The following is an 18556-nucleotide window of genomic DNA, read 5'->3' on the forward strand; positions in this document are numbered from 1 at the left end:
CCGTACATGATCGCTATTAGAAGCGGGTGCGCCCTTGTATTCGGCAACAGCCACATAGCTGCCGTCGGGAGACATCGCGCTACCTGTCTGCGTCCATTCCGAACGACTGCAACCACCGATAGCGGATATCATCATAACGAAGGCAATCGGCTGAATCCGCACGATCCAACGAACGCTAAGACGCGAGCGCACCTCACCCCTCCCCCGGCACCACCATCCGCACGTCCCGCTGGGGCACCGGCACCTTCACCCCATGTTCGCCGAACAGCGCCCAGATGCGCTTCAGAACGTCGGCCTTCACATTGCCCACGCCGCCTTCCGGGTCGCTGATCCACACGCGGACCTCGTACTCCAGGGCATAGTCGCCGAACGCGGTCATCCACACCGCGGACGGGGGTGTGTCGAGCACGCGGCTGCTTTCCTTCGCCGCGCGGGCCATCAGGCTTTCGGCGAGTTCGACGTCGCTGTCGTAGGCGATCTTGACCGGAATCGCGATGCGCACGTTGCGGTCGGAGAAGGACCAGTTCTCCACCTCCTGCGTCATCAGGATCTCGTTCGGGATCAGATGTTCCTTGCCCTCGCGCGTGATGACGCTGACCGCGCGGACGCCGATCTTGTTGACCCAGCCGAAGTTCTGGCCGACCGCGATGACGTCGCCCGGCTTCACCGATCGGTCCATCAGCAGGATGATGCCGGCGATCAGATTGCCGACGGTCTTCTGCAGGCCGAAGCCGATCGCGAGGCCGAAGGCGCCGCCGAACACCGCGAAGGTCGTGAGGTCGATGCCCAGCGCGTCGATGCCGAAGAAAAAGGCGGTGACGAGCAGCGCGATGCCGGCCAGCTTCTGAATCAGCAGCCGCTGGGTCGCGTCGAGCGTCTTCGCGCGCCCCAGTGCCTGCGCGATGGCGCGGTTGATGACGCGGACGATCGCCAGCAGGACGACGACGGTCAGCAGCAGGGTAAGCAACGACCAGAGCGACACGCGCCGTCGCCCGACGTCGATGCCGATCGCATCCAAGGTGCTGGTGATCGGCTCGTATCCGCCGACCGACCGGCCGAGGATCGCGACGAATACGAGCGCGCCGACCGTCCACGCCATCCACGACGGCAACCGCACCGCGCGCAATAGCGTCAGCACGAGCATGGCGGTCGCCGCCCCCAGCGCGACGCCGATCCCAATGCTGGCGAGCGTGGCCCAGGAATAGGCTTGCGCGACGATTGCCAGCAGGACGGCGGCGGTGCCGTGGCGGACGAGGCTGCACAATCGCGTCTCGACCGATTCGCCGGCATCGCCGACGCGGTCGTGCCAAAATTCGGTCAGCGGTGGCCCGATCCGCCGCCCGGCGAGCCATCCGGCGACGAGTGCCAGCAGGACGAGGCCGAGCGCGACCGCTGCCTGCGTCAGATCGTCTCCGCCGGCCTGCGCGAGCCCGAGATCGATCAGCCAGGCGCGCAGCTGCATCACCGTGCGGCGGCGGCCCAGGCGGCGAACCCGCGTTCCAGGTCGGCGATCAGGTCGGCGGGGTCCTCCAGGCCGATGCTGATGCGGACGAGCGGTCCCCTTTTCCAGGTCGTGGCCGAGCGATGGCGGGCAGGATCGACCGGCACCGCCAGGCTTTCGAACCCGCCCCAGCTATAGCCGATGCCGAACAATTGCAGCGCATCGATGAGCGCGGCGCGCTCCGCCTCTCCGCCCGATGCGAGTTCGAAAGCGAACAGGCCCGCGCCGCCCTTGAAATCGCGGTGGAAGAATTCGCTGCCCGGGCAGTCGCCGAGCGCGGGGTGAAGCACGGCGGCGACTTCGCTGCGGGTCTTGAGCCAGCGGGCGATCTCCAGCGCGCTTCTCGCATGACGATCGAGCCGCACCGCCATGGTCCGGAGACCGCGGCTGCCGAGCCAGGCGTCGTCGGGCGACACCGTCTGCCCGAGTTGGAAACTGGTGTCGCGCAGGCGCGGCCAATGATCCTTCGTGGCCGTGACCGACCCCATCATCACGTCCGAATGACCCGAGATATATTTGGTGCAGGCGAGGATCGACAGGTCGATCCCCTGCGCCATCGCCGGGAAACCGAGCGGCGTCGCCCAGGTGTTGTCGAGAAGGGTGACGACGCCGCGCGCCTTGGCCGCGGCGACAATGGCGGGGATGTCCTGCACTTCGAACGTCAGGCTGCCGGGACTTTCGAGGAAGATCGCGCGCGTGGTCTCGCCGATCAGGTCGGCGATGCCGGCGCCGATCATCGGGTCGTAGAAGCGCGTCGTGATGCCCAACCGGTGCAGCAGGCCGATCGAGAGATAGCGGGTCGGATCATAGGTGCTGTCGACCAGCAGCAGTTCGTCGCCCGGCGACAGCACGCTCAGGAGCGCGGCGGCGACCGCAGCCACGCCCGAGGGGTAGAGGAAGGTTGCTTCCGCCCCCGGCTCGAGCTCGGTCAATGCGTCGGCCAAGCTCCACTGGGTCGGCGTGCCGCGGCGGCCGTAGAACAGGCGGTGATGCGTGTCGTGGGCCGCCGTCGCGCGCAGATCGGCAACCGAATCGTAGAGGATGGTCGACGCGCGCCACACGGGCGGGCTGACGATCCCCTGGCTCCATTCCTTGCGCCGCCCCGCGGTGACCACCTTCGTCCCGTTGCCGCCGCCCTGTCCTGTGCTCATCGTCCGGTTTCCTTGGGTGTGGTGGGGTCGCTGCCCCAGTCGGCCCATGACCCGCCGTAAAGCGCCGCGTCGCGCCCGAGCAGGTGAAGGGCGAAGATCAGCGAGCAGGCGGTGACGCCCGACCCGCAGGTCGTGGTTATGGGCAAGTCGAGGTCGACGCCGGCCGCGGTGAAGGCGGCGGCGAGCGCGTCGCCGTGCTTCCACCTGCCGTCGGCGTCGTAGAGCGTGGCGTAATGGACGTTGCGCGCGCCGGGGATGTGCCCGGGGACGACGCCCGCGCGCGGCTCGGGCTCTTCGCCCGCAAAGCGCGCGGGCGAGCGGGCGTCGACGATCTGGTCGGTGGTGGCGCGGACATCGTCCTTGTCGCGGAGCGAGCCGACGACGCGGGCGACCGTCGTGGCGCCGAGCGTGGTGCCCTCCCCCGCCTTCAACGGCCGTCCCTCGGCGCGCCATTTGGCGAGGCCGCCGTCGAGGATCGCGACCGACGTCGCACCCGAGGATTTGAGCAGCCACCACCCGCGCGCTGCGGTCTTCAGCGGGCTGTCGTCATAGACGACATAGGCCGCGGCCGGGTCGATCGCGACCGCGCCGGGCTTGGCGCTCGACAGGTCGAGGAACGCGGCACCGGGGATGTGGCCGGCGCGATACTCCGCGCGCGCGTCGCGGCCGTGTTCGGGGAGGAACCACGATGCATCGACGATGCGAACGCCGGCCAGATCGGCAAGGCCGGCGGTGGAGACGAGCGAGCCGATCATCGGGCGCGGATGAAGGCGCGGATGTCGCGGGTCAGCTTCGCGCGATCCTCGTCGCGAACGTACATCATGTGGCCGGCGTCGTAATACTGGAACTGGATCCGGCTCTTGTCGTATCCGGTGCGCGACAGGGCATATTCGGCGGCGAAGAACGGGGTCGCGAAATCATACCAGCCTTGGCCGACGAAGATCCTGAGGCCCGAATTCTCGCGCAGAGCCTTCCCGATATAGGGCGCGACATTCATGTACACGTCGCTGTCGCGCCCACCGCCCAGCCGCCAGTCCCACGGCCCCACACCGCCGATCGTGACATAGCTGCGGTCGGTCGCGTACTTCAGGTCGCCGCGGACATAGGCGTTGATCGCCGCGGTATAGCCGCCGTCGATCCCGTAGAAGCTGGGGTCGTTGTCGGGGGCTTCCCCGGCGCTGTCGAAGTCACGGCCGGTGTAGCGGCTGTCGAGCCGACCGACCGTCAGGCCGCGATCGCGGAGCAGTTCCTTGTAGAACCGGTCGGGTGTCACGCGCAGGTCGGCGTGCTCGAGATAGGTTTCGCTCAAGCCCGTGAAACGCGCAAGGTCGCGGCGGACGGTGGCGCGCTCCTCCGCGGGCAGCGCATTGCCCTTCAGCAGCGCAGCGGCATAGGGACCCGTCGCCCAGCGGCGGGCGTCCTCGACGAACGCTTCCGTCTGCGTCCCCGCCCCTGCCTTGCCGTGGAATCGCGCGGTGGCGGCCATCGACGGCAGGTTGAGGATGAAGGTCATCTCGTTGCCCGGCGTATCGGCGCCGGCGGCGAAATCGAGCACGGTGGAGATCAAAATGACGCCGTTCAGTGAGACGTCGTTGAACGTACCCTCCAGCTGGTTGAGCACCGCCGCGCTGCGGGTGGTGCCGTAGCTTTCGCCGCCGAGGAATTTCGGGCTGTTCCAGCGACCATGCTCGTTCAGCCACAGGCGGATGAATTGCGCGATCGAGCGCGCGTCCTGGGTGACGCCGTAGAAGTCCTTGGGGTCGGTCTTGCCGAGCGCGTGGCTGAAACCGGTGCCGACCGGATCGATGAAGACGACGTCGGTCACGTCGAGCAGCGAATCGGGATTGTCGAGGATCGGATAGGGCGGTCCGCCGTCGTCTTTCGCGTCCGACGGGATCGCGACCCGCTTCGGCCCGAACGCGCCCATGTGAAGCCAGACCGAGCCCGAACCGGGGCCACCGTTGAACAGGAAGGTCACCGGGCGACGCGGGTCGGCGCCGTCCTTGATGTAGCTGGTCGAAAAGATCGCGGCGCGGGGGGTGCCGTCATCGGCCTTCAGATACGTCTCGCCGGTGATCGCGGTGTAGGCGACGCTTTGCCCGCCGAAAACCCCGGTGTGGCGGGTGACCGATCGGTTGGGCGGGGGGATGTCGTCGGCCTTGGCGGGCGCGGACCGGGGCGCGGGCGCGTCCTGGGCGACGACGGGACTGGCGATCAGGGCGGCGGCGGCGAGCAGGATGGAACGCATGGGCGCGCACCCTAGCGGCGGCGGCGCGGGGTGCAATCTCCTGTCACGTCGTTGCCGCCCGCCCTCCCGTCATCCCCGCCCCTCCCGTCATCGCCGCTCCCCGTCATCCCCGCGAGGGCGGGGATAAATTCTGGCTGGTCGACGTGAGTCTCACGACCTTCAGCGACTATTGATCCCCGCCTTCGCGGGGATGACAGAAAGAAGACGGGGATGACGGGTCGAGAGCAAACCCCTACATGCCCCACCCATGACACCGCTTCATCTCGGCCAGGCGAGCAGCCTGCCGGCCTCTCCGGAAGAGGCCGTTCTCGACTATGTCCCCAACCCGCGTGCGGGATCGCTGTACCTGGTGCGCTTCGCGGTGCCAGAATTCACCTCGCTCTGCCCGGTCACCGGCCAGCCCGACTTCGCGCATCTCGTCATCGATTATGCACCGGGTGAGACGATCGTCGAATCGAAGTCGCTGAAGCTGTTCCTGGGCGCGTTCCGCAACCACGCCGGCTTCCACGAGGATTGCACGGTCGGGATCGGTCAGCGGTTGTTCGACGAGATGAAGCCGGTGTGGCTGCGCATCGGCGGCTATTGGTATCCGCGCGGCGGCATCCCGATCGACGTGTTCTGGCAATCGGGCGCGCCACCCGAGGGCCTGTGGCTGCCCGACCAGGGGGTTGCGTCCTACCGTGGGCGCGGTTGATCTCGATCGTACGTGTTGCATTGCACAATTATGGCAACCATATTCGGTTCTATAGCGTTGTGAGTCGGTTGGAAGGCCTAGCGCCTGATCAATTCTGCAATTGCGAAGGACCGTCATGGACACCCAGGAGGCCGCCACCGCCCCGATCAACCACATCGTCCTGATCGGAAACTACCTGCCCCGCAAGTGCGGGCTCGCCACCTTCACGACCGACACTGCCCAAGCGATGCGGTCGCGTTTTCCGGACCTGAAGGTCGACGTCTACGCGATGGACGACCATCCGGGCCGCTACGACTACCCGGCCGAAGTCACCGGCACGATCCCGCAGAACGACCTGGGCGCGTATATCGCGACCGCGCGCGCGATCGAGGCGTCGGGCGCGCAGGCACTGTGGCTGCAGCACGAATATGGCATCTACGGCGGGGCGGCCGGGGAACATATTCTGGCGCTGCTCGACCGCGTGACCATGCCGGTCATCGTGACGCTCCACACCGTGCTGGAAAAGCCGAGCGCCGACGAACGCCGTGTGCTCGAAGCGCTGCTGCGTCGCGCATCGAAGGTGATCGTGATGGCCGAACGCGGTCGTGAGATCCTGGAGCGCCACTATGGTGCCGATGCGCGCCAGATCGTCACCATTCCGCACGGCGTGCCCGACCGGCCACTGGTCGATGCCGACACGCTGAAGGGTGCGTTCGGCTGGGCGGGGCACGAGGTCGTGCTGACCTTCGGCCTGCTTGCCCCGAACAAGGGCATCGAGACGATGATCGCCGCCCTGCCCGCGATCGTCGAGCAGAACCCGGCCGCGCTCTACGTCGTGCTCGGCGCGACGCACCCCAATCTGGTCGCGCATGAGGGTGAAGCCTATCGCGACCGGCTGAAGGCTCAGGCCGAGGAGCTGGGTGTCGGCCACGCGATCCGCTTCATCGACGCCTTCGTCGAGCATGACGAACTGCTCGATTACCTGCAGGCGGCCGATATCTATGCGACGCCGTACAACAATCCGTTCCAGATCACGTCCGGCACGCTCAGCTATGCGGTCGGCGTGGGCAAGCCGGTCGTCTCGACGCCCTATGTCCACGCGACCGAAATCCTGGCCGACGGCCACGGCGTGCTGGTCGATTTCGGCGACAGCGCCGGTTTCGCGCGCGAGATCAACGCGCTGCTCGGCAATCGCCGCAACCGCGAGCGGCTGGCGGCACGCGCCTATGCCCGCGGCCGTTCGATGATCTGGCCGCGCCTGGCGGAGGCCGCGCTCGCACAGATCGAGCGCATCGTCGCCAATCGCCCGCGCCGCCTGGGCCAGCAGGGTCACGCCGCCCGCATCCTGCCGATCGACATCGCAGCGGTCGAGCGGATGAGCGACGCGACCGGGATGCTTCAGCATTCGATCCTCTCGGTGCCCGATCGCCGTCACGGCTATTGCATCGACGACAACGCCCGTGCGCTGATCCTGATGACGCAGGTACCCGATCTCGAACCGGTCGTCCGCGACAAATGGTCGAGCGTGTACGGCGCGTTCGTGCAATATGCCTGGAACCCGGACAAGCGCCGCTTCCGCAATTTCATGAACTATGACCGCACCTGGTGCGAGGAATATGGTTCGGAGGATTCGAACGGCCGTGCGCTGTGGGCGCTGGGCGTCACCGCGCGCGATGCCGGCATGCAGAAGCACCGCGACTGGGCTGCGCGCCTGTTCGACGAAACCGCCAGCCTGGCGTTCGAGCTCGGCAGCCCCCGCGCGCATGCCTTTGCGATGCTGGGCGCTGCGGCGATGCTGGAGGCGCATCCCGGCCACGGCCTGTCGCGAGAAATCCTGACGCGCTTTTCTGCCGAACTCGCCAGCCTGCTCGACACTGCGCGCCGGCCCGAATGGAGCTGGTTCGAAATCGTGCTGGCCTATGACAACGCCCGCCTGCCCGAAGCGATGATCCGCGCCGGTGTCGCGCTCGGCAAGCCCGAGCTGGTTGCGACGGGCATCGAGACGCTCGACTGGATCGTCAGCCGCCAGACGTCGCCCGAAGGTCGTTTCCGCGCGGTCGGCACGGAAAGCTTCGGTCGCGAATATGCCGATCCGCTGCCGTTCGACCAGCAGCCGCTGGAGGCGCAGGCGACCGTCGATGCGTGCGCAGCGGCCTTCGACGCCACCCGCGACGGTCGCTGGCTGACCGAAGCGAACAAGGCCTATGGCTGGTATCTGGGCGCAAACGACCTCGACCTGCCGCTGGCCAGCATTTCGGACGGCGGCTGCTTCGACGGCCTGATGCCGAATGGTTTGAACCGCAACCAGGGTGCCGAATCGATCCTGGCGCTGCAACTTGCCGGGTGCACGATTTCGGCCCTTTCAAAGCGGGGCGCATCCGTGGCAGGTCAAACCCGCGTGGCGGCGTAATCGCGCCGCCCGCCAGGACTGACCGTAACGCCCCGGGGGGGACGCATGATTGAATTCCACGACCATCCGCTGCGCCTGCACGCCGACCCTTCGCGCGTGGTGGTCCGCCCGTTCCACATCGCCTGGGCGACCCCGACCCCGGGCGCGGAAAGCCGCACCCAGCGGATGGTCCGCGCCGTCTTGGAAATGAGCCCCGGCGAAGCGCGCGAGCAGCTGGAAACGGTGCTCAAGGATTTCGAAGCGCGCCACTGGCAGACGCGGCGCGTGTTCATGACGCGCTATGACGAGATCGAGGCGTTGCTCGGGCTCGACGGCAGCCAGATCGGCGACGAGAAGCGCCAGCTGATCGGCGCCTATTTCTGCCACGAATACAGCTACGCCGCCGCCGCGCTGATGAACCCCAGCGTGGTGCCGCATTTCGATCAGAGCGGCATGCCGCGCGGGTCGCAGCGCATCCTGATGTCGATGCGCGCGGTCGGCGAAGGCCACATCAGCTCGGTCGCGTTCCGCGAAGGCATCATCACCGACCAGAACGAACTGACGCTGGCGCCCGAACCGCCGTTCGCCACCGCGGCGGACGCGGTGGGCGACGAGTTGGAAATGCCGTCAGGGCCGGTGACCGTCTATCGGCACCGCGACTCCACCCTGTCGGGCACGGTCATCTTCCCGATCACCGAGCAGCAGTCGAAGGGACTGGAGGACCTGCGCCTGGTCCACTTCACCCATGACGACGGCGAAGTGGAGTGGATCGGCACCTATACCGCCTATGACGGGTCGGGCATTCAGTCGGAAATGCTGCGGACCAAGGACTTCCGCGCGTTCGACCTGGTGCCGATGTCGGGATCGGCTAGCCGCAACAAGGGCATGGCGCTGTTCCCGCGCAAGGTCGGCGGCAAATATATGATGATCGGCCGCCAGGACGGCGAGAACGTCTTCATCATCGACAGCGATCGCATCGACCATTGGGACGAAGGCCAGCTGTTGCTGAAGCCGGAATATCCGTGGGAACTCGTCCAGATGGGCAACTGCGGCCCGCCGATCGAAACCGAAGCGGGCTGGATCCTGCTGACCCACGGCGTCGGCGCGATGCGGAAATATTCGATCGGCGCGGCCTTGCTCGATCTCGACGATCCGACGAAGGTGATCGGGCGGACGAAGGAACCGATCCTGGCCGCAGCGGATCAGGATCGCGAGGGATACGTGCCGAACGTGGTCTATAGCTGCGGCGCGATCCGGCATGGGGACAAGCTGTTCATTCCGTACGGGATTGCGGACAGCTCGATCGGGTTTGCGTTCGTCGAGATCGAGAAGCTGCTGGCGGCGATGTAAGGTGCGGGCACCCTGCGATTGCCAAAGCAATCGCAGGGAAAGCAATCGCAGGGGATGCCACGGCGGGCAGCGGGGTCGCGCAGCGATCCCGTCTGACGGCGTGGGGGTACGCTCTTTCTCGCCCCCGTGGTGCTCCCGCGAAGGCGTGAGCCTAGGGCGACAGACTAAATCCTCTGTAACTTTAAGGCTCCCGACTTCGCGGGAGCACTGGTGGGTCTCATTCGCCGTCACACCGCCCAATTCGTCATCCCCGCGAAGGCGGGGATAAATTCTGGCTGGCCATCGTGAGTCTCATGTCGTTCAGCGACTATTGATCCCCGCCTTCGCGGGGATGACGATCGTGAGTGACGGGATTCAGGTCAACAGCGCGCGGACTGGCTGAGCGCCGGCCAGTCCCCCGGACCTACCCCCGCGCCGCCTTCAACGTCTTCTGGTACAGCACCACAATCCCGAGCGCGAACACCACCAGCGCCGCCGGAATGGTGACCCCCTCGCCCAGTTCCGCAATCGCCAACGGTGCGTCGCTGCCCGTTGCGGCGACGATACCGGCGAAGACGACGCCGAACAGGCTTTCACCCACGATCAATCCGGTCGCGGCCAGCACGCCCAGGCGGCTGACGAATTCCGGGTTCGCGCTTTTGGCCGCCTGGCGTTCGTACCAATGGCCGATCGCAGCCCCGACCGGGATGAGCAGCGTCAGCGCCATCGGCAAATAGATGCCCATGCCGACGGCGAGCGGCGGCAGGCGGTAGCGGCTGGTCTTGCCGAGCGTCTCGTCGACCGCGACGACGACCACGCCGATCCCTGCCCCGATGCCGATCAGCCCCCAGTTGATGTCACCGCCCAGCACGCCCTTCGCCAGCGCGGAAATGAGCGAGGCCTGCGGCGCCGCCAGCGCGTTCGGGCCGGCGTTCGCCGCGCCGGCGAACCCGAAGGCGGTATTGAGCAGGTCGAGCACCGGCGGGATGATGAGGCTGCCGAAGACGACGCCCAGCACCAGCGCGAACTGCTGCTTCCACGGCGTCGCGCCGACCAATTGGCCGGTCTTCAGGTCCTGGAGGTTATCGTTCGAAATCGTCGCGATCGAAAAGACGATCGCGGTGGTGAACAGCGCATAGGCGACCAGCGCATCGACCCGTGCGGGATCGCCGCCGTGGCCGAAGACCATCGCCAGCAACAGCGACGCGCCCAGCACCGCAAGGATGCCGACGCCCGACACCGGCGAATTGGACGCGCCGATCAGCCCGGCCATGTATCCGCACACCGCCGCGATCACGACGCCGACGACCAGAACATAGGCAAGCGTCCCGCCGATCACGAGCCAGGGGTGTTCCGCCACCGGCCCGCCGCTGGCGAAGTCCCACAACAGCCAGGCGATCGGGATCAGGGAGAACAGGATGGTGCCGCCGACGACGCCGATCGGCAGGTCGCGCTCGGTCAGCTCCAGCACCGCCCCGCCCTTGCGCGCGCGGGCCGCGACCATCGCCGATCGGATGCCGCCGATGATCGGCCCCAGGATCTTGAGCAACGTCCAGATCGCCGCGACGCCGATCGTGCCGGCGCCGATGAAGCGCACGTCGTTGCGGAACACGGACCCGACCACGGTATCGACCGGGTCGAGCGTCGGTTGCAGGCTGGTCAGGGTTGGCATCAGCACGCCCCAGGCGAGCACCATGCCGATCGCCATCGCGATACCGACGGTCAGCCCGACGAGGTGCCCGACACCGATCAGCGCGAGCGAGAAGCTGGTCGAGACGCCTGTTGCCGACGCCGCACCGACCTTGAAGTTCTTTGCCGCTTCCGCCGCGACCAGGCGGAGTTGGGTCAGGAGCGTGAAGCCCGCCGCGATCAGGCTGCCGAGGATGATGGTGCGCAAGCCGCGCATGTTCTCCGCGCCGCCCTCGCGCGATTCGGCGCCGACCTTCAGCACTTCGGCCGCGGCGACGCCCTCCGGGTAAGGCAGGTCGGAACCGGTCACGAGCGCGCGCCGCAAGGGCACCGAGAACATGACACCCAGGATCCCGCCGACCGCGCAGACGAACGCGGTGATCCAATAGGGAAAACCGCTCCACCACCCGACCAGCACCAGGCCCGGCAAGACGAAGATGATCGCGGCCAGCGTGCCCGCGGCCGACGCGATCGTCTGGACGATGTTGTTCTCCAGGATATTGCCGGTCTTGAACAGCCGCAGAATCGCCATCGAGATGACCGCGGCCGGGATCGACGTGGCGAAGGTCAGGCCGACCTTCAGCCCCAGATACACGTTCGCTGCGGTGAACAGCACGGTGATGATCGCGCCGAGGATGATCCCGCGCAGGGTGAGTTCGGGCAGGCGGGCAGTGGTGCGGGTGTCGCTCATGGGCGGGAGCGTGGCACAGGATGGAAAAGGAGGGAAGATGGGCGGGCGCCATGGGCCGCCCTTACCCTCTCGCTCGTCATCCACGCGGAGGCGGGGATCAATTCTGGCTGAACGCAGTGCGACTCCGCCTTCAGCGACTATTTATCCCCGCCTGCGCGGGGATGACGGCGCGGGGCGATTGCGAGGATGACGGTCGAGGGGCGATCGCGGAATGACGGTCGAAAGCGAGCGTCAGCCCGGCAATCCGCCCTGCAACACTCGATCCGCGAACGCACAATGCAGCGCGATCCCTTTGCCCATCACGCTCTCCTCGATCGTCATCCGCGTGTTGTGGAGCGGTGGGTTCGTCGCAGGGTCGCTCCCCTCGGGCGCCACACCGATGAAGGCCATGCAGCCCGGCACGTCGCGCAGGACATAGCTGAAATCCTCGCCGCCCATCATCGGCGCGGGCATCGTCATCCAGCCGGCTTGCGGGTTCATCTCCTCGGCGATGTCGCGCACCAGGGTGATCGCGCGCGGGTCGTTCATCGTGACCGGATAACCCTCGTCGATCCGCACTTCGGCGGTGCAGCCATGGGCCAGCGCGACATGCTCCGCCACGCGCTTCAGGCCGGCACGCGCCGTGTCGCGAGTCGCGGGCGACAGCGTGCGCAGCGTGCCGAGCATCGTCACGTCGGACGGCACGATATTGTAGGCCGATCCGGCCGCGATCTTGGTGATCGACAGCACGGCGGGGTCGCTGACCGGGATGGTCCGCGCGATGAAGGCATTGAGCGCGGTCACGATCTCGCAGGCGACCGGGATCGGATCGACGCATTCGTGCGGCATCGCGGCGTGGCCGCCCTTGCCGCGGATGGTGAAGTTCAGCGCGTCGGTCGAGGCCAGCAGCGGTCCCGGACGGCTGACAACAGTGCCGGCTGGAATGTTCGGCGAAATGTGCAGCGCAAAGGCCGCGTCGGGACGGGCGATGTCGAGCAGCCCGTCCTCGATCATGAAGCGTGCGCCGTGGTGCCCCTCTTCCCCTGGCTGGAACATGAAGACGATCGTGCCGGGCAGTTCTTCGCGACGCGCGCACAGCACGCGGGCGGCGCCGGCGAGCATCGCGGAGTGGCTGTCATGGCCGCAGGCGTGCATGGCACCGGGCACGGTGCTGGCGAAATCGAGGCCGGTTTCCTCCTGCATCGGCAGCGCATCCATGTCGCCACGCAGCAGGACGGTGCGGCCGTTGTCGCCCTTGCCCCCGGCCCCGCCCCGCAGGATCGCGATGAAGCCGGTGGTCGAGCGGCTTTCGTGGATTTCGAGCGGCAGCCCCTCCAGCGCCGCGCGCAGCTTCGCGGTGGTCTTGGGGCAGTGCAGGCCGACTTCGGGCTCGGCATGGATCGCGCGGCGCAGCGCCACGACATCGGCGAGTTCGGCCGCTCCGGCGGCGGTCCAGCGGGTGGTGGGGGCGTTCATGACAGAATTACTACGCCTCCACGCCGCCCCCGCCAAGCCTGCCCGCTCAGCCCTTGAACAAGCCGCCCAGCACGCCGCGGACGAGGCCGCCGAGCAATCCGCCGCTCGACGATCGGCTGCGCGACGAGCCGCCGAGCACCGCCTTTGTCACTTCGTTCGCGATCGTGCGGCCAACGGTCGAGCTGGCGGAGCGGGTGGCCGAGGTGATCGCCTTGTTCCACGGGCTGTTTGCGGCCTCGCGTTCGGCGGCGCGCCGCGCCTGGGCGTCGAGGCGGGCCTGACGGTCGGCGTCCTTCTGCGCCTGGAGCCGCGCGCGTTCGGCCTCCTTTGCCGCCTGCGCATTGGCCTTGGCCTGGAGGGCGGCGGCCTTATCGGCTTCGGTCTGCGCCTTGGCGGCCGCGGCCGCGGCGGCAGCTTCGCCGGCCTTGGCGGTCAGCAGTTCCTCGGCGCTTTCACGGTCGATGCGCTCGTCATATTTCGATCCGATCGCGTCGGTCTGGATCAGCACGCCGCGCTCGACCGGCGTGACCGGACCGACGCGGCTCGACGGCGGCTTGATGAGCGTACGCTCGACCGGCGACGGCGCACCGTCGGGCTGGAGCAGCGACACCAAGGCCTCGCCGACCTTCAGTTCGGTGATCGCGGTGGCGACGTCGACGCCGGGGTTGGCGCGGAATGTCTCTGCCGCGGAGCGCACAGCCTGCTGGTCGCGCGGCGTGAAGGCGTTCAACTTGTGCTGAATGCGGTTGTTGAGCTGACCCGCCACCGTGTCAGGGATGTCGATCGGGTTCTGGGTAATGAAGTAGACGCCGACGCCCTTCGAGCGGATCAGGCGGACGACCTGTTCGACCTTTTCGAGCAGCGCCTTGGGCGTGTCGTTGAACAGCAGATGCGCTTCGTCGAAGAAGAAGACGAGGCGTGGCTTGTCGGGGTCGCCGACTTCGGGGAGCGTTTCGAACAGCTCGCTGAGCAGCCAGAGCAGGAAGGTCGAATAAAGCTTGGGGCTCGCCATCAGCTTGTCGGCGGCCAGGATGTTGACGACGCCCCGGCCCCGGTCATCGGTCGCGATGAAATCGGTGATGGCGAGCGCGGGTTCGCCGAAGAAATGCTCGCCGCCTTGGCTCCGCAGCTGGAGCAGCGACCGCTGGATGGCGCCGACCGACTGTTTGGTGACGTTACCGTAGGTGACGGTCAGTTCGTCGGCGCGGTTAGCGCATTCGGCGAGCATCGCCTGGAGGTCGTCGAGGTCGAGGAGCAGCAGCCCTTCCTTGTCGGCGACGTGGAAGGCGATGGTGAGCACGCCTTCCTGTACCTCGTTCAGGTCCATCAGGCGCGCGAGCAGCACCGGGCCCATTTCGCTGACGGTGGTGCGGATCGGGTGCCCCTGTTCGCCGAACAGGTCCCAGAATTGCGTGGGATTGTCGCCGTAGGACCAGTCGGTCAGGCCGAGTTCGGCAGCGCGTACGGCAAAGATTTCGTGAGTCTTAGTCTGGGCAGAGCCAGCCATGGCGAGGCCGGACAGGTCGCCCTTCACATCGGCGACGAAACTGGGGACGCCTTCACGGGCAAACCCCTCGACGATGCCCTGCAGCGTCACCGTCTTGCCGGTGCCCGTCGCCCCGGCGATCAGGCCGTGGCGGTTCGCGCGCTTGAGGACCAGGTCCTGCCGCTTGCCGTCCGCACTGGCACCGATGAAGATCGAGTCGGCCATCCGCTATCCCCTAACCTAATTCGGTTCAGGGATAGCGGATGGCGCGGACCGCTCAAGCTTACTTCAGATCGACCGCGACGTAGCGGCCGCCCAGACGGGCGCGCTGGAAGTAGATCAGCACCGTCTTGCGACCGGCAGACTTCGCCGCAGCAATCGCCGCCGTCGCCTCAGCCGGAGTCGTCACCGGCTTGCGATCGATCGAGCTGATGACGTCACCACGCTGCAGGCCCTTGGCCGCGAGGTCGCTCGATTGGTCGACCTGGGCGATCACGACACCGCGAACGCTGGCGTCGATCCCCAGCTGGCGCGCGATCTGCGGAGTCAGCGCGACGACCTGTGCGCCGAGCGACTGCGACGCCGGCGTCTGGCTGCCGCTGTCGCCACCCGGCAGGCCGTCGTCGTCGTCACCACCGGCCGACGCGATCAGCTGGTCCTCGGGCGGACGCGTGCCGACGGTCGCCGTCACCGTCATGCGCTTTCCGTCACGCAGCAGCTCGATCGGGATGCGGGTTCCGGGCGCCTGATTGGCAACAAGGAAGCTGAGGGTCTGGTCTGGCGTCACGTCCTGGCCCGCGACCTTCACGACCACATCGCCCGACCGGATGCCGGCCTTATCGGCGGCCTCGCCTGGCTCCACGCGGTTGATCAGTTCGCCAACGTTGCGCGGCAGGCCGAGCGCGGAGGCGATCCCCTCGTCGATCTGCTGGATGCCCACGCCCAGGTAACCGCGCTGGACGCTGCGGCCCTTCATCAGCGTGTCTATGACGGGCTTGGCGACTTCGGCCGGGATGGCGAAGCCGATGCCGACATTGCCGCCGGTCGGCGAGAAGATCTGCGAGTTGATGCCGATGACGTTGCCGTTCAGATCGAACATCGGGCCACCCGAGTTGCCCTGATTGATCGACGCGTCGGTCTGGATGAAGCGATCGGCGTTGCCCGGCTGGGTGCCGGTCGAGCGATGAACCGCCGAGACGATACCCGCAGTGACGGTGCCGCCAAGTCCGAAAGGATTGCCGATCGCGACAACCCAATCACCGACACGCGCGCGCTGCGAATCGCCGAAGCGAACGAATGGAAGGTTGGTCGCGTCGATCTTGAGCAGCGCCAAGTCCGACGTCGGGTCGCGGCCGATCAGGCGGGCCTTATATTCCTTGCGGTCGCTCAGCGTCACGGTGATCGTCTCGACCACGGCGTTACGCGTTCCGGCCGAAATGACGTGATTGTTGGTTACGACATAGCCGTCGGGCGAGATGATGAAGCCCGAACCCAGCGACTGCGCCTGGCGCGTCACCGGCGCACCGCCCTGCCCCTGGCTCGGCCCGCCGAAGAAATTCTCGAACGGCGTGCCCGAGAACGGGTTCTGCTGCTGCTGGTTGAGCGTCACGCGCTGGGTGGTGGAAATATTGACGACGGCCGGCTGCAGCTTCGCGACCATGTCGGCAAAACTCATCGGCGCGCCGGCGCGCGGGGTGCTGGCGCTGATCGCGCCGGGTTCGTTCTGCGCGGTCTGCGCGCCGATCGGCGACAGCGTCATCGTGGCGGCAGTGCCGCCCAGCAGGAGGGCGGCGGTCAATGCGTAGGCGTAGCGCACGTGCGTGATATTCCTCTCAACTCAGAAAAACTGATGACCCCTCTGGCGGCAGTCTCGCTGGCCTTTGCTGAACGCTGACTGAAGGCAATTGGTCCGCCGCCTGTTCCCTTCGTTCTATCGTCCCCCGAATTCGCGCAGATACCCGTTCTGCGGGCTGAGGATGATCGATGTTCCACCGCGGCCTTCATCCGCCTGGCCATCGGCGCCGAAGGTGTAGCGATAGGACTGCATCGCCCGGTAGAAGTCGTAGAATTGCGGATCCTTGCCGAACGCATCGGCGTAGATCTTAGACGCCTGGGCATCCGCCTCGGCCTGCACGATCTGCGCATTGCGTTGGCCCTGTGCGCGGATGGTCAGTGCCTGCTGCTGGCGCGCGGTGCGCATGCGGTTAAGCGCGGATTCGAGCGGCGTGCCGTCCGGCAGATCGGCATGCTTGATCCGCACGTCGACGATCTGGACGCCGTACTGGGTCGCGTAATTCTGCAGGCGGGTCTGGATATTGTCCATCACCTGGCCGCGTTCGGGGCTGAGCAATGTCGCGAATTCGACCTTGCCGAGCTCGGCCCGCAGCGCCGAACTGAACAGCGGCTGGAGCGCCGAGGTCACGCCCTCTTCGCTGCGCGCTGTCACGACCATCTTGAGCGGATCGATCACGCGGAAGCGGGCATAGGCGTCGACCTGCAGTCGCAGCTGGTCGGTCGAGAGCACCGGCTGGTTTTCCAGATCGACGTCGAGCACGCGCTTGTCGACCCAGACGATGCGGTCGACGAACGGGATGCGCGCGATGACGCCGGCGCCGGTGTTGCCGAAATCGCGGTTCGGCTGCCACGCGTTCACGGTACGCACGGGCTGTTCGAAGCGCAGGATGACCGCCTGGCGCTTCTCATCGACGATCGTGAACGTCGACAGCAGGACGATGACGGCCGCGAGCAGCGCGATGCCGAGGCCCATCGGGCCCTTCAACCAGCCGGTCACTGGCCACCTCCCTGCACCGCAGGCGCGGGCGTGGTCGCCGGCGTCGCCGGTTCGGGCAGGCGCTTGGCCGCTTCGGGAAGCGGGAGGTAGGGCGTCACGCCCTGCGCCTCGATAATCGTCTTGTTCGACTTGGCGAGCACGGCTTCCATCGTTTCGTAATAGAGGCGGCGGCGGGTGACTTCCGGCGCGGTCTTGTACTGTTCGTAGATCTTGTCGAACTTCGCCGCCTCACCCTGCGCGCGGGCGATGACCTGCTGCGCATAGGCGCGGGCGTTGTTCAGGTTCGCCTGCGCCTGCTGCTGGGCGGCCGATACCGCCTTGAAGTCGTCGTTGACGGCCGCCGGCGGATCCGCCTTCGAAATGGCGACGCCCTGGACCATGATGCCCGAATTATAGTCGTCGAGGATCTGCTGCATCGTCTGCTGCACGCGCGCCTCGATCACCGTCCGGCCGCGGCCGATCGCCTGGTCGAGCGTCACGTCGGCGACGACCGCGCGCATCGCGCTTTCGGCGGTCGCGCGGACGGTTTCCTGCGGATTGCGGATCTGGAAGACGAAGTCCTGCGGGTTCGCGATGTTCCAGCGCACCTGATAGCCCAGATCGACGATATTCTGGTCGCCGGTCAGCATCAGATTCTCGCCCGACCCCGAGGTCGGGAAATTCTCTTCGCGGATCGCGCGGACGTTGACCTTCGTCACGCTGTTGATCGGCGCCGGCAGGACAAGATGGATGCCGGGTTCGAGCACGCGCGAATATTTGCCGAAGAAGGTGACGACGCCGCGTTCCTGCGGGCCGATCTGCTGGAAACTGGTGAAGACCAGCCAGATCGCCGCGATCACACCGACGCCGATCGCCCACAGCCGCTTGGCCGGCAGGCCGCCGCCGGGGAAACCGCCGCCCGAAAAGCCGCCGCCGCCCCCGCCGCCGGTCTTTGCCCGCTTCAGCAGTTCGTCGAGCGCGCTGGGACCGCCGGGACGCGGACGGCGCCCCTCGGGCGGGAAGGACCAGGGATTGCGCGGCCCGTCATTGCCGCCGCCACTCCCCTTACCGCCATTGCCGTCGCCGCCCGATGGCGGCCCGCCCCATGGACTCTTCGGTGGTTCGTTGCGAAGGATGCCGCCGAGAGTGGCCAGCCCCGAAAAGATGCTCATGC

General features: G+C 67.1%; 13 protein-coding genes. 3 read left to right on the plus strand and 10 right to left on the minus strand.

The window, feature by feature from the left end:
- Positions 1 to 193 precede the first annotated feature (193 nt).
- Genes JW805_11645 through JW805_11660 form a run of 4 tightly spaced genes read right to left on the minus strand, consistent with a single transcriptional unit; the run spans position 194 to position 4900 of the window.
- Positions 194 to 1462, minus strand: a complete 1269-nt coding sequence (locus JW805_11645) for a mechanosensitive ion channel (GenBank protein ID MBN2972669.1) — start codon at positions 1460 to 1462, stop codon at positions 194 to 196.
- A complete protein-coding gene (metC, locus tag JW805_11650; GenBank protein ID MBN2972670.1) occupies positions 1462 to 2652 on the minus strand; it encodes a cystathionine beta-lyase in 1191 nt (396 codons plus the stop codon). Before metC ends, JW805_11645 begins: the two co-directional genes overlap by 1 nt.
- The gene (locus tag JW805_11655; protein ID MBN2972671.1) at positions 2649 to 3407 is read right to left on the minus strand and encodes a sulfurtransferase; all 759 of its coding nucleotides are present in this window, start codon (positions 3405 to 3407) and stop codon (positions 2649 to 2651) included. The genes metC and JW805_11655 overlap by 4 nt, the downstream gene beginning before the upstream one ends.
- Positions 3404 to 4900 (minus strand): peptidase S10, encoded by a 1497-nt coding sequence (locus JW805_11660; GenBank protein ID MBN2972672.1) that lies wholly within the window; start codon positions 4898 to 4900, stop codon positions 3404 to 3406. Before JW805_11660 ends, JW805_11655 begins: the two co-directional genes overlap by 4 nt.
- 247 nt (positions 4901 to 5147) lie before the next feature.
- Here JW805_11660 and queF point away from each other — a divergent pair, with 247 nt between their 5' ends.
- From queF to JW805_11675, 3 genes are all read left to right on the plus strand, one after another.
- A complete protein-coding gene (queF, locus tag JW805_11665; GenBank protein ID MBN2972673.1) occupies positions 5148 to 5594 on the plus strand; it encodes an NADPH-dependent 7-cyano-7-deazaguanine reductase QueF in 447 nt (148 codons plus the stop codon).
- Positions 5595 to 5709: 115 nt separating this feature from the next.
- Complete coding sequence (locus JW805_11670; GenBank protein MBN2972674.1) at positions 5710 to 7983, plus strand: glycosyltransferase; 2274 nt, start codon at positions 5710 to 5712, stop codon at positions 7981 to 7983.
- A gap of 45 nt (positions 7984 to 8028) precedes the next feature.
- Positions 8029 to 9312: a glycoside hydrolase family 130 protein gene (locus JW805_11675; protein MBN2972675.1), complete on the plus strand. Its 1284-nt coding sequence runs from the start codon at positions 8029 to 8031 to the stop codon at positions 9310 to 9312.
- A gap of 403 nt (positions 9313 to 9715) precedes the next feature.
- On the opposite strand, the gene JW805_11680 is transcribed toward JW805_11675, so the two are convergent.
- The 6 genes from JW805_11680 to hflK form a co-directional block, all read right to left on the minus strand.
- A complete protein-coding gene (locus tag JW805_11680) occupies positions 9716 to 11671 on the minus strand; it encodes an oligopeptide transporter, OPT family (GenBank protein ID MBN2972676.1) in 1956 nt (651 codons plus the stop codon).
- Positions 11672 to 11902: 231 nt separating this feature from the next.
- On the minus strand, positions 11903 to 13126 hold the full coding sequence (locus JW805_11685) for an amidohydrolase (GenBank protein ID MBN2972677.1): 1224 nt from the start codon (positions 13124 to 13126) through the stop codon (positions 11903 to 11905).
- A gap of 46 nt (positions 13127 to 13172) precedes the next feature.
- Positions 13173 to 14837 carry a DUF853 family protein gene (locus JW805_11690; GenBank protein ID MBN2972678.1) on the minus strand — a complete coding sequence of 555 codons (1665 nt, stop codon included), beginning with the start codon at positions 14835 to 14837 and terminating at the stop codon, positions 13173 to 13175.
- 58 nt (positions 14838 to 14895) lie between these two features.
- Positions 14896 to 16428, minus strand: a complete 1533-nt coding sequence (locus JW805_11695) for a Do family serine endopeptidase (GenBank protein MBN2972679.1) — start codon at positions 16426 to 16428, stop codon at positions 14896 to 14898.
- A gap of 114 nt (positions 16429 to 16542) precedes the next feature.
- Positions 16543 to 17403 carry a protease modulator HflC gene (locus tag JW805_11700; protein MBN2972680.1) on the minus strand — a complete coding sequence of 287 codons (861 nt, stop codon included), beginning with the start codon at positions 17401 to 17403 and terminating at the stop codon, positions 16543 to 16545.
- On the minus strand, positions 17400 to 18554 hold the full coding sequence (hflK, locus tag JW805_11705; GenBank protein MBN2972681.1) for an FtsH protease activity modulator HflK: 1155 nt from the start codon (positions 18552 to 18554) through the stop codon (positions 17400 to 17402). The genes JW805_11700 and hflK overlap by 4 nt, the downstream gene beginning before the upstream one ends.
- Positions 18555 to 18556 lie beyond the last annotated feature (2 nt).

It is taken from the genome of Roseomonas aeriglobus (assembly GCA_016937575.1).
Lineage (GTDB): Bacteria > Pseudomonadota > Alphaproteobacteria > Sphingomonadales > Sphingomonadaceae > Sphingomonas > Sphingomonas aerigloba.

Excerpts from the sequence above, each read along its gene's own strand:
- JW805_11645 (MBN2972669.1), bottom strand. The coding sequence starts at position 1,462 with ATGCAGCTGCGCGCCTGGCTGATCGATCTCGGGCTCGCGCAGGCCGGC.
- metC (MBN2972670.1), bottom strand. The coding sequence starts at position 2,652 with ATGAGCACAGGACAGGGCGGCGGCAACGGGACGAAGGTGGTCACCGCG.
- JW805_11655 (MBN2972671.1), bottom strand. The coding sequence starts at position 3,407 with ATGATCGGCTCGCTCGTCTCCACCGCCGGCCTTGCCGATCTGGCCGGC.
- JW805_11660 (MBN2972672.1), bottom strand. The coding sequence starts at position 4,900 with ATGCGTTCCATCCTGCTCGCCGCCGCCGCCCTGATCGCCAGTCCCGTC.
- queF (MBN2972673.1), top strand. The coding sequence starts at position 5,148 with ATGACACCGCTTCATCTCGGCCAGGCGAGCAGCCTGCCGGCCTCTCCG.
- JW805_11670 (MBN2972674.1), top strand. The coding sequence starts at position 5,710 with ATGGACACCCAGGAGGCCGCCACCGCCCCGATCAACCACATCGTCCTG.
- JW805_11675 (MBN2972675.1), top strand. The coding sequence starts at position 8,029 with ATGATTGAATTCCACGACCATCCGCTGCGCCTGCACGCCGACCCTTCG.
- JW805_11680 (MBN2972676.1), bottom strand. The coding sequence starts at position 11,671 with ATGAGCGACACCCGCACCACTGCCCGCCTGCCCGAACTCACCCTGCGC.
- JW805_11685 (MBN2972677.1), bottom strand. The coding sequence starts at position 13,126 with ATGAACGCCCCCACCACCCGCTGGACCGCCGCCGGAGCGGCCGAACTC.
- JW805_11690 (MBN2972678.1), bottom strand. The coding sequence starts at position 14,837 with ATGGCCGACTCGATCTTCATCGGTGCCAGTGCGGACGGCAAGCGGCAG.
- hflK (MBN2972681.1), bottom strand. The coding sequence starts at position 18,554 with ATGAGCATCTTTTCGGGGCTGGCCACTCTCGGCGGCATCCTTCGCAAC.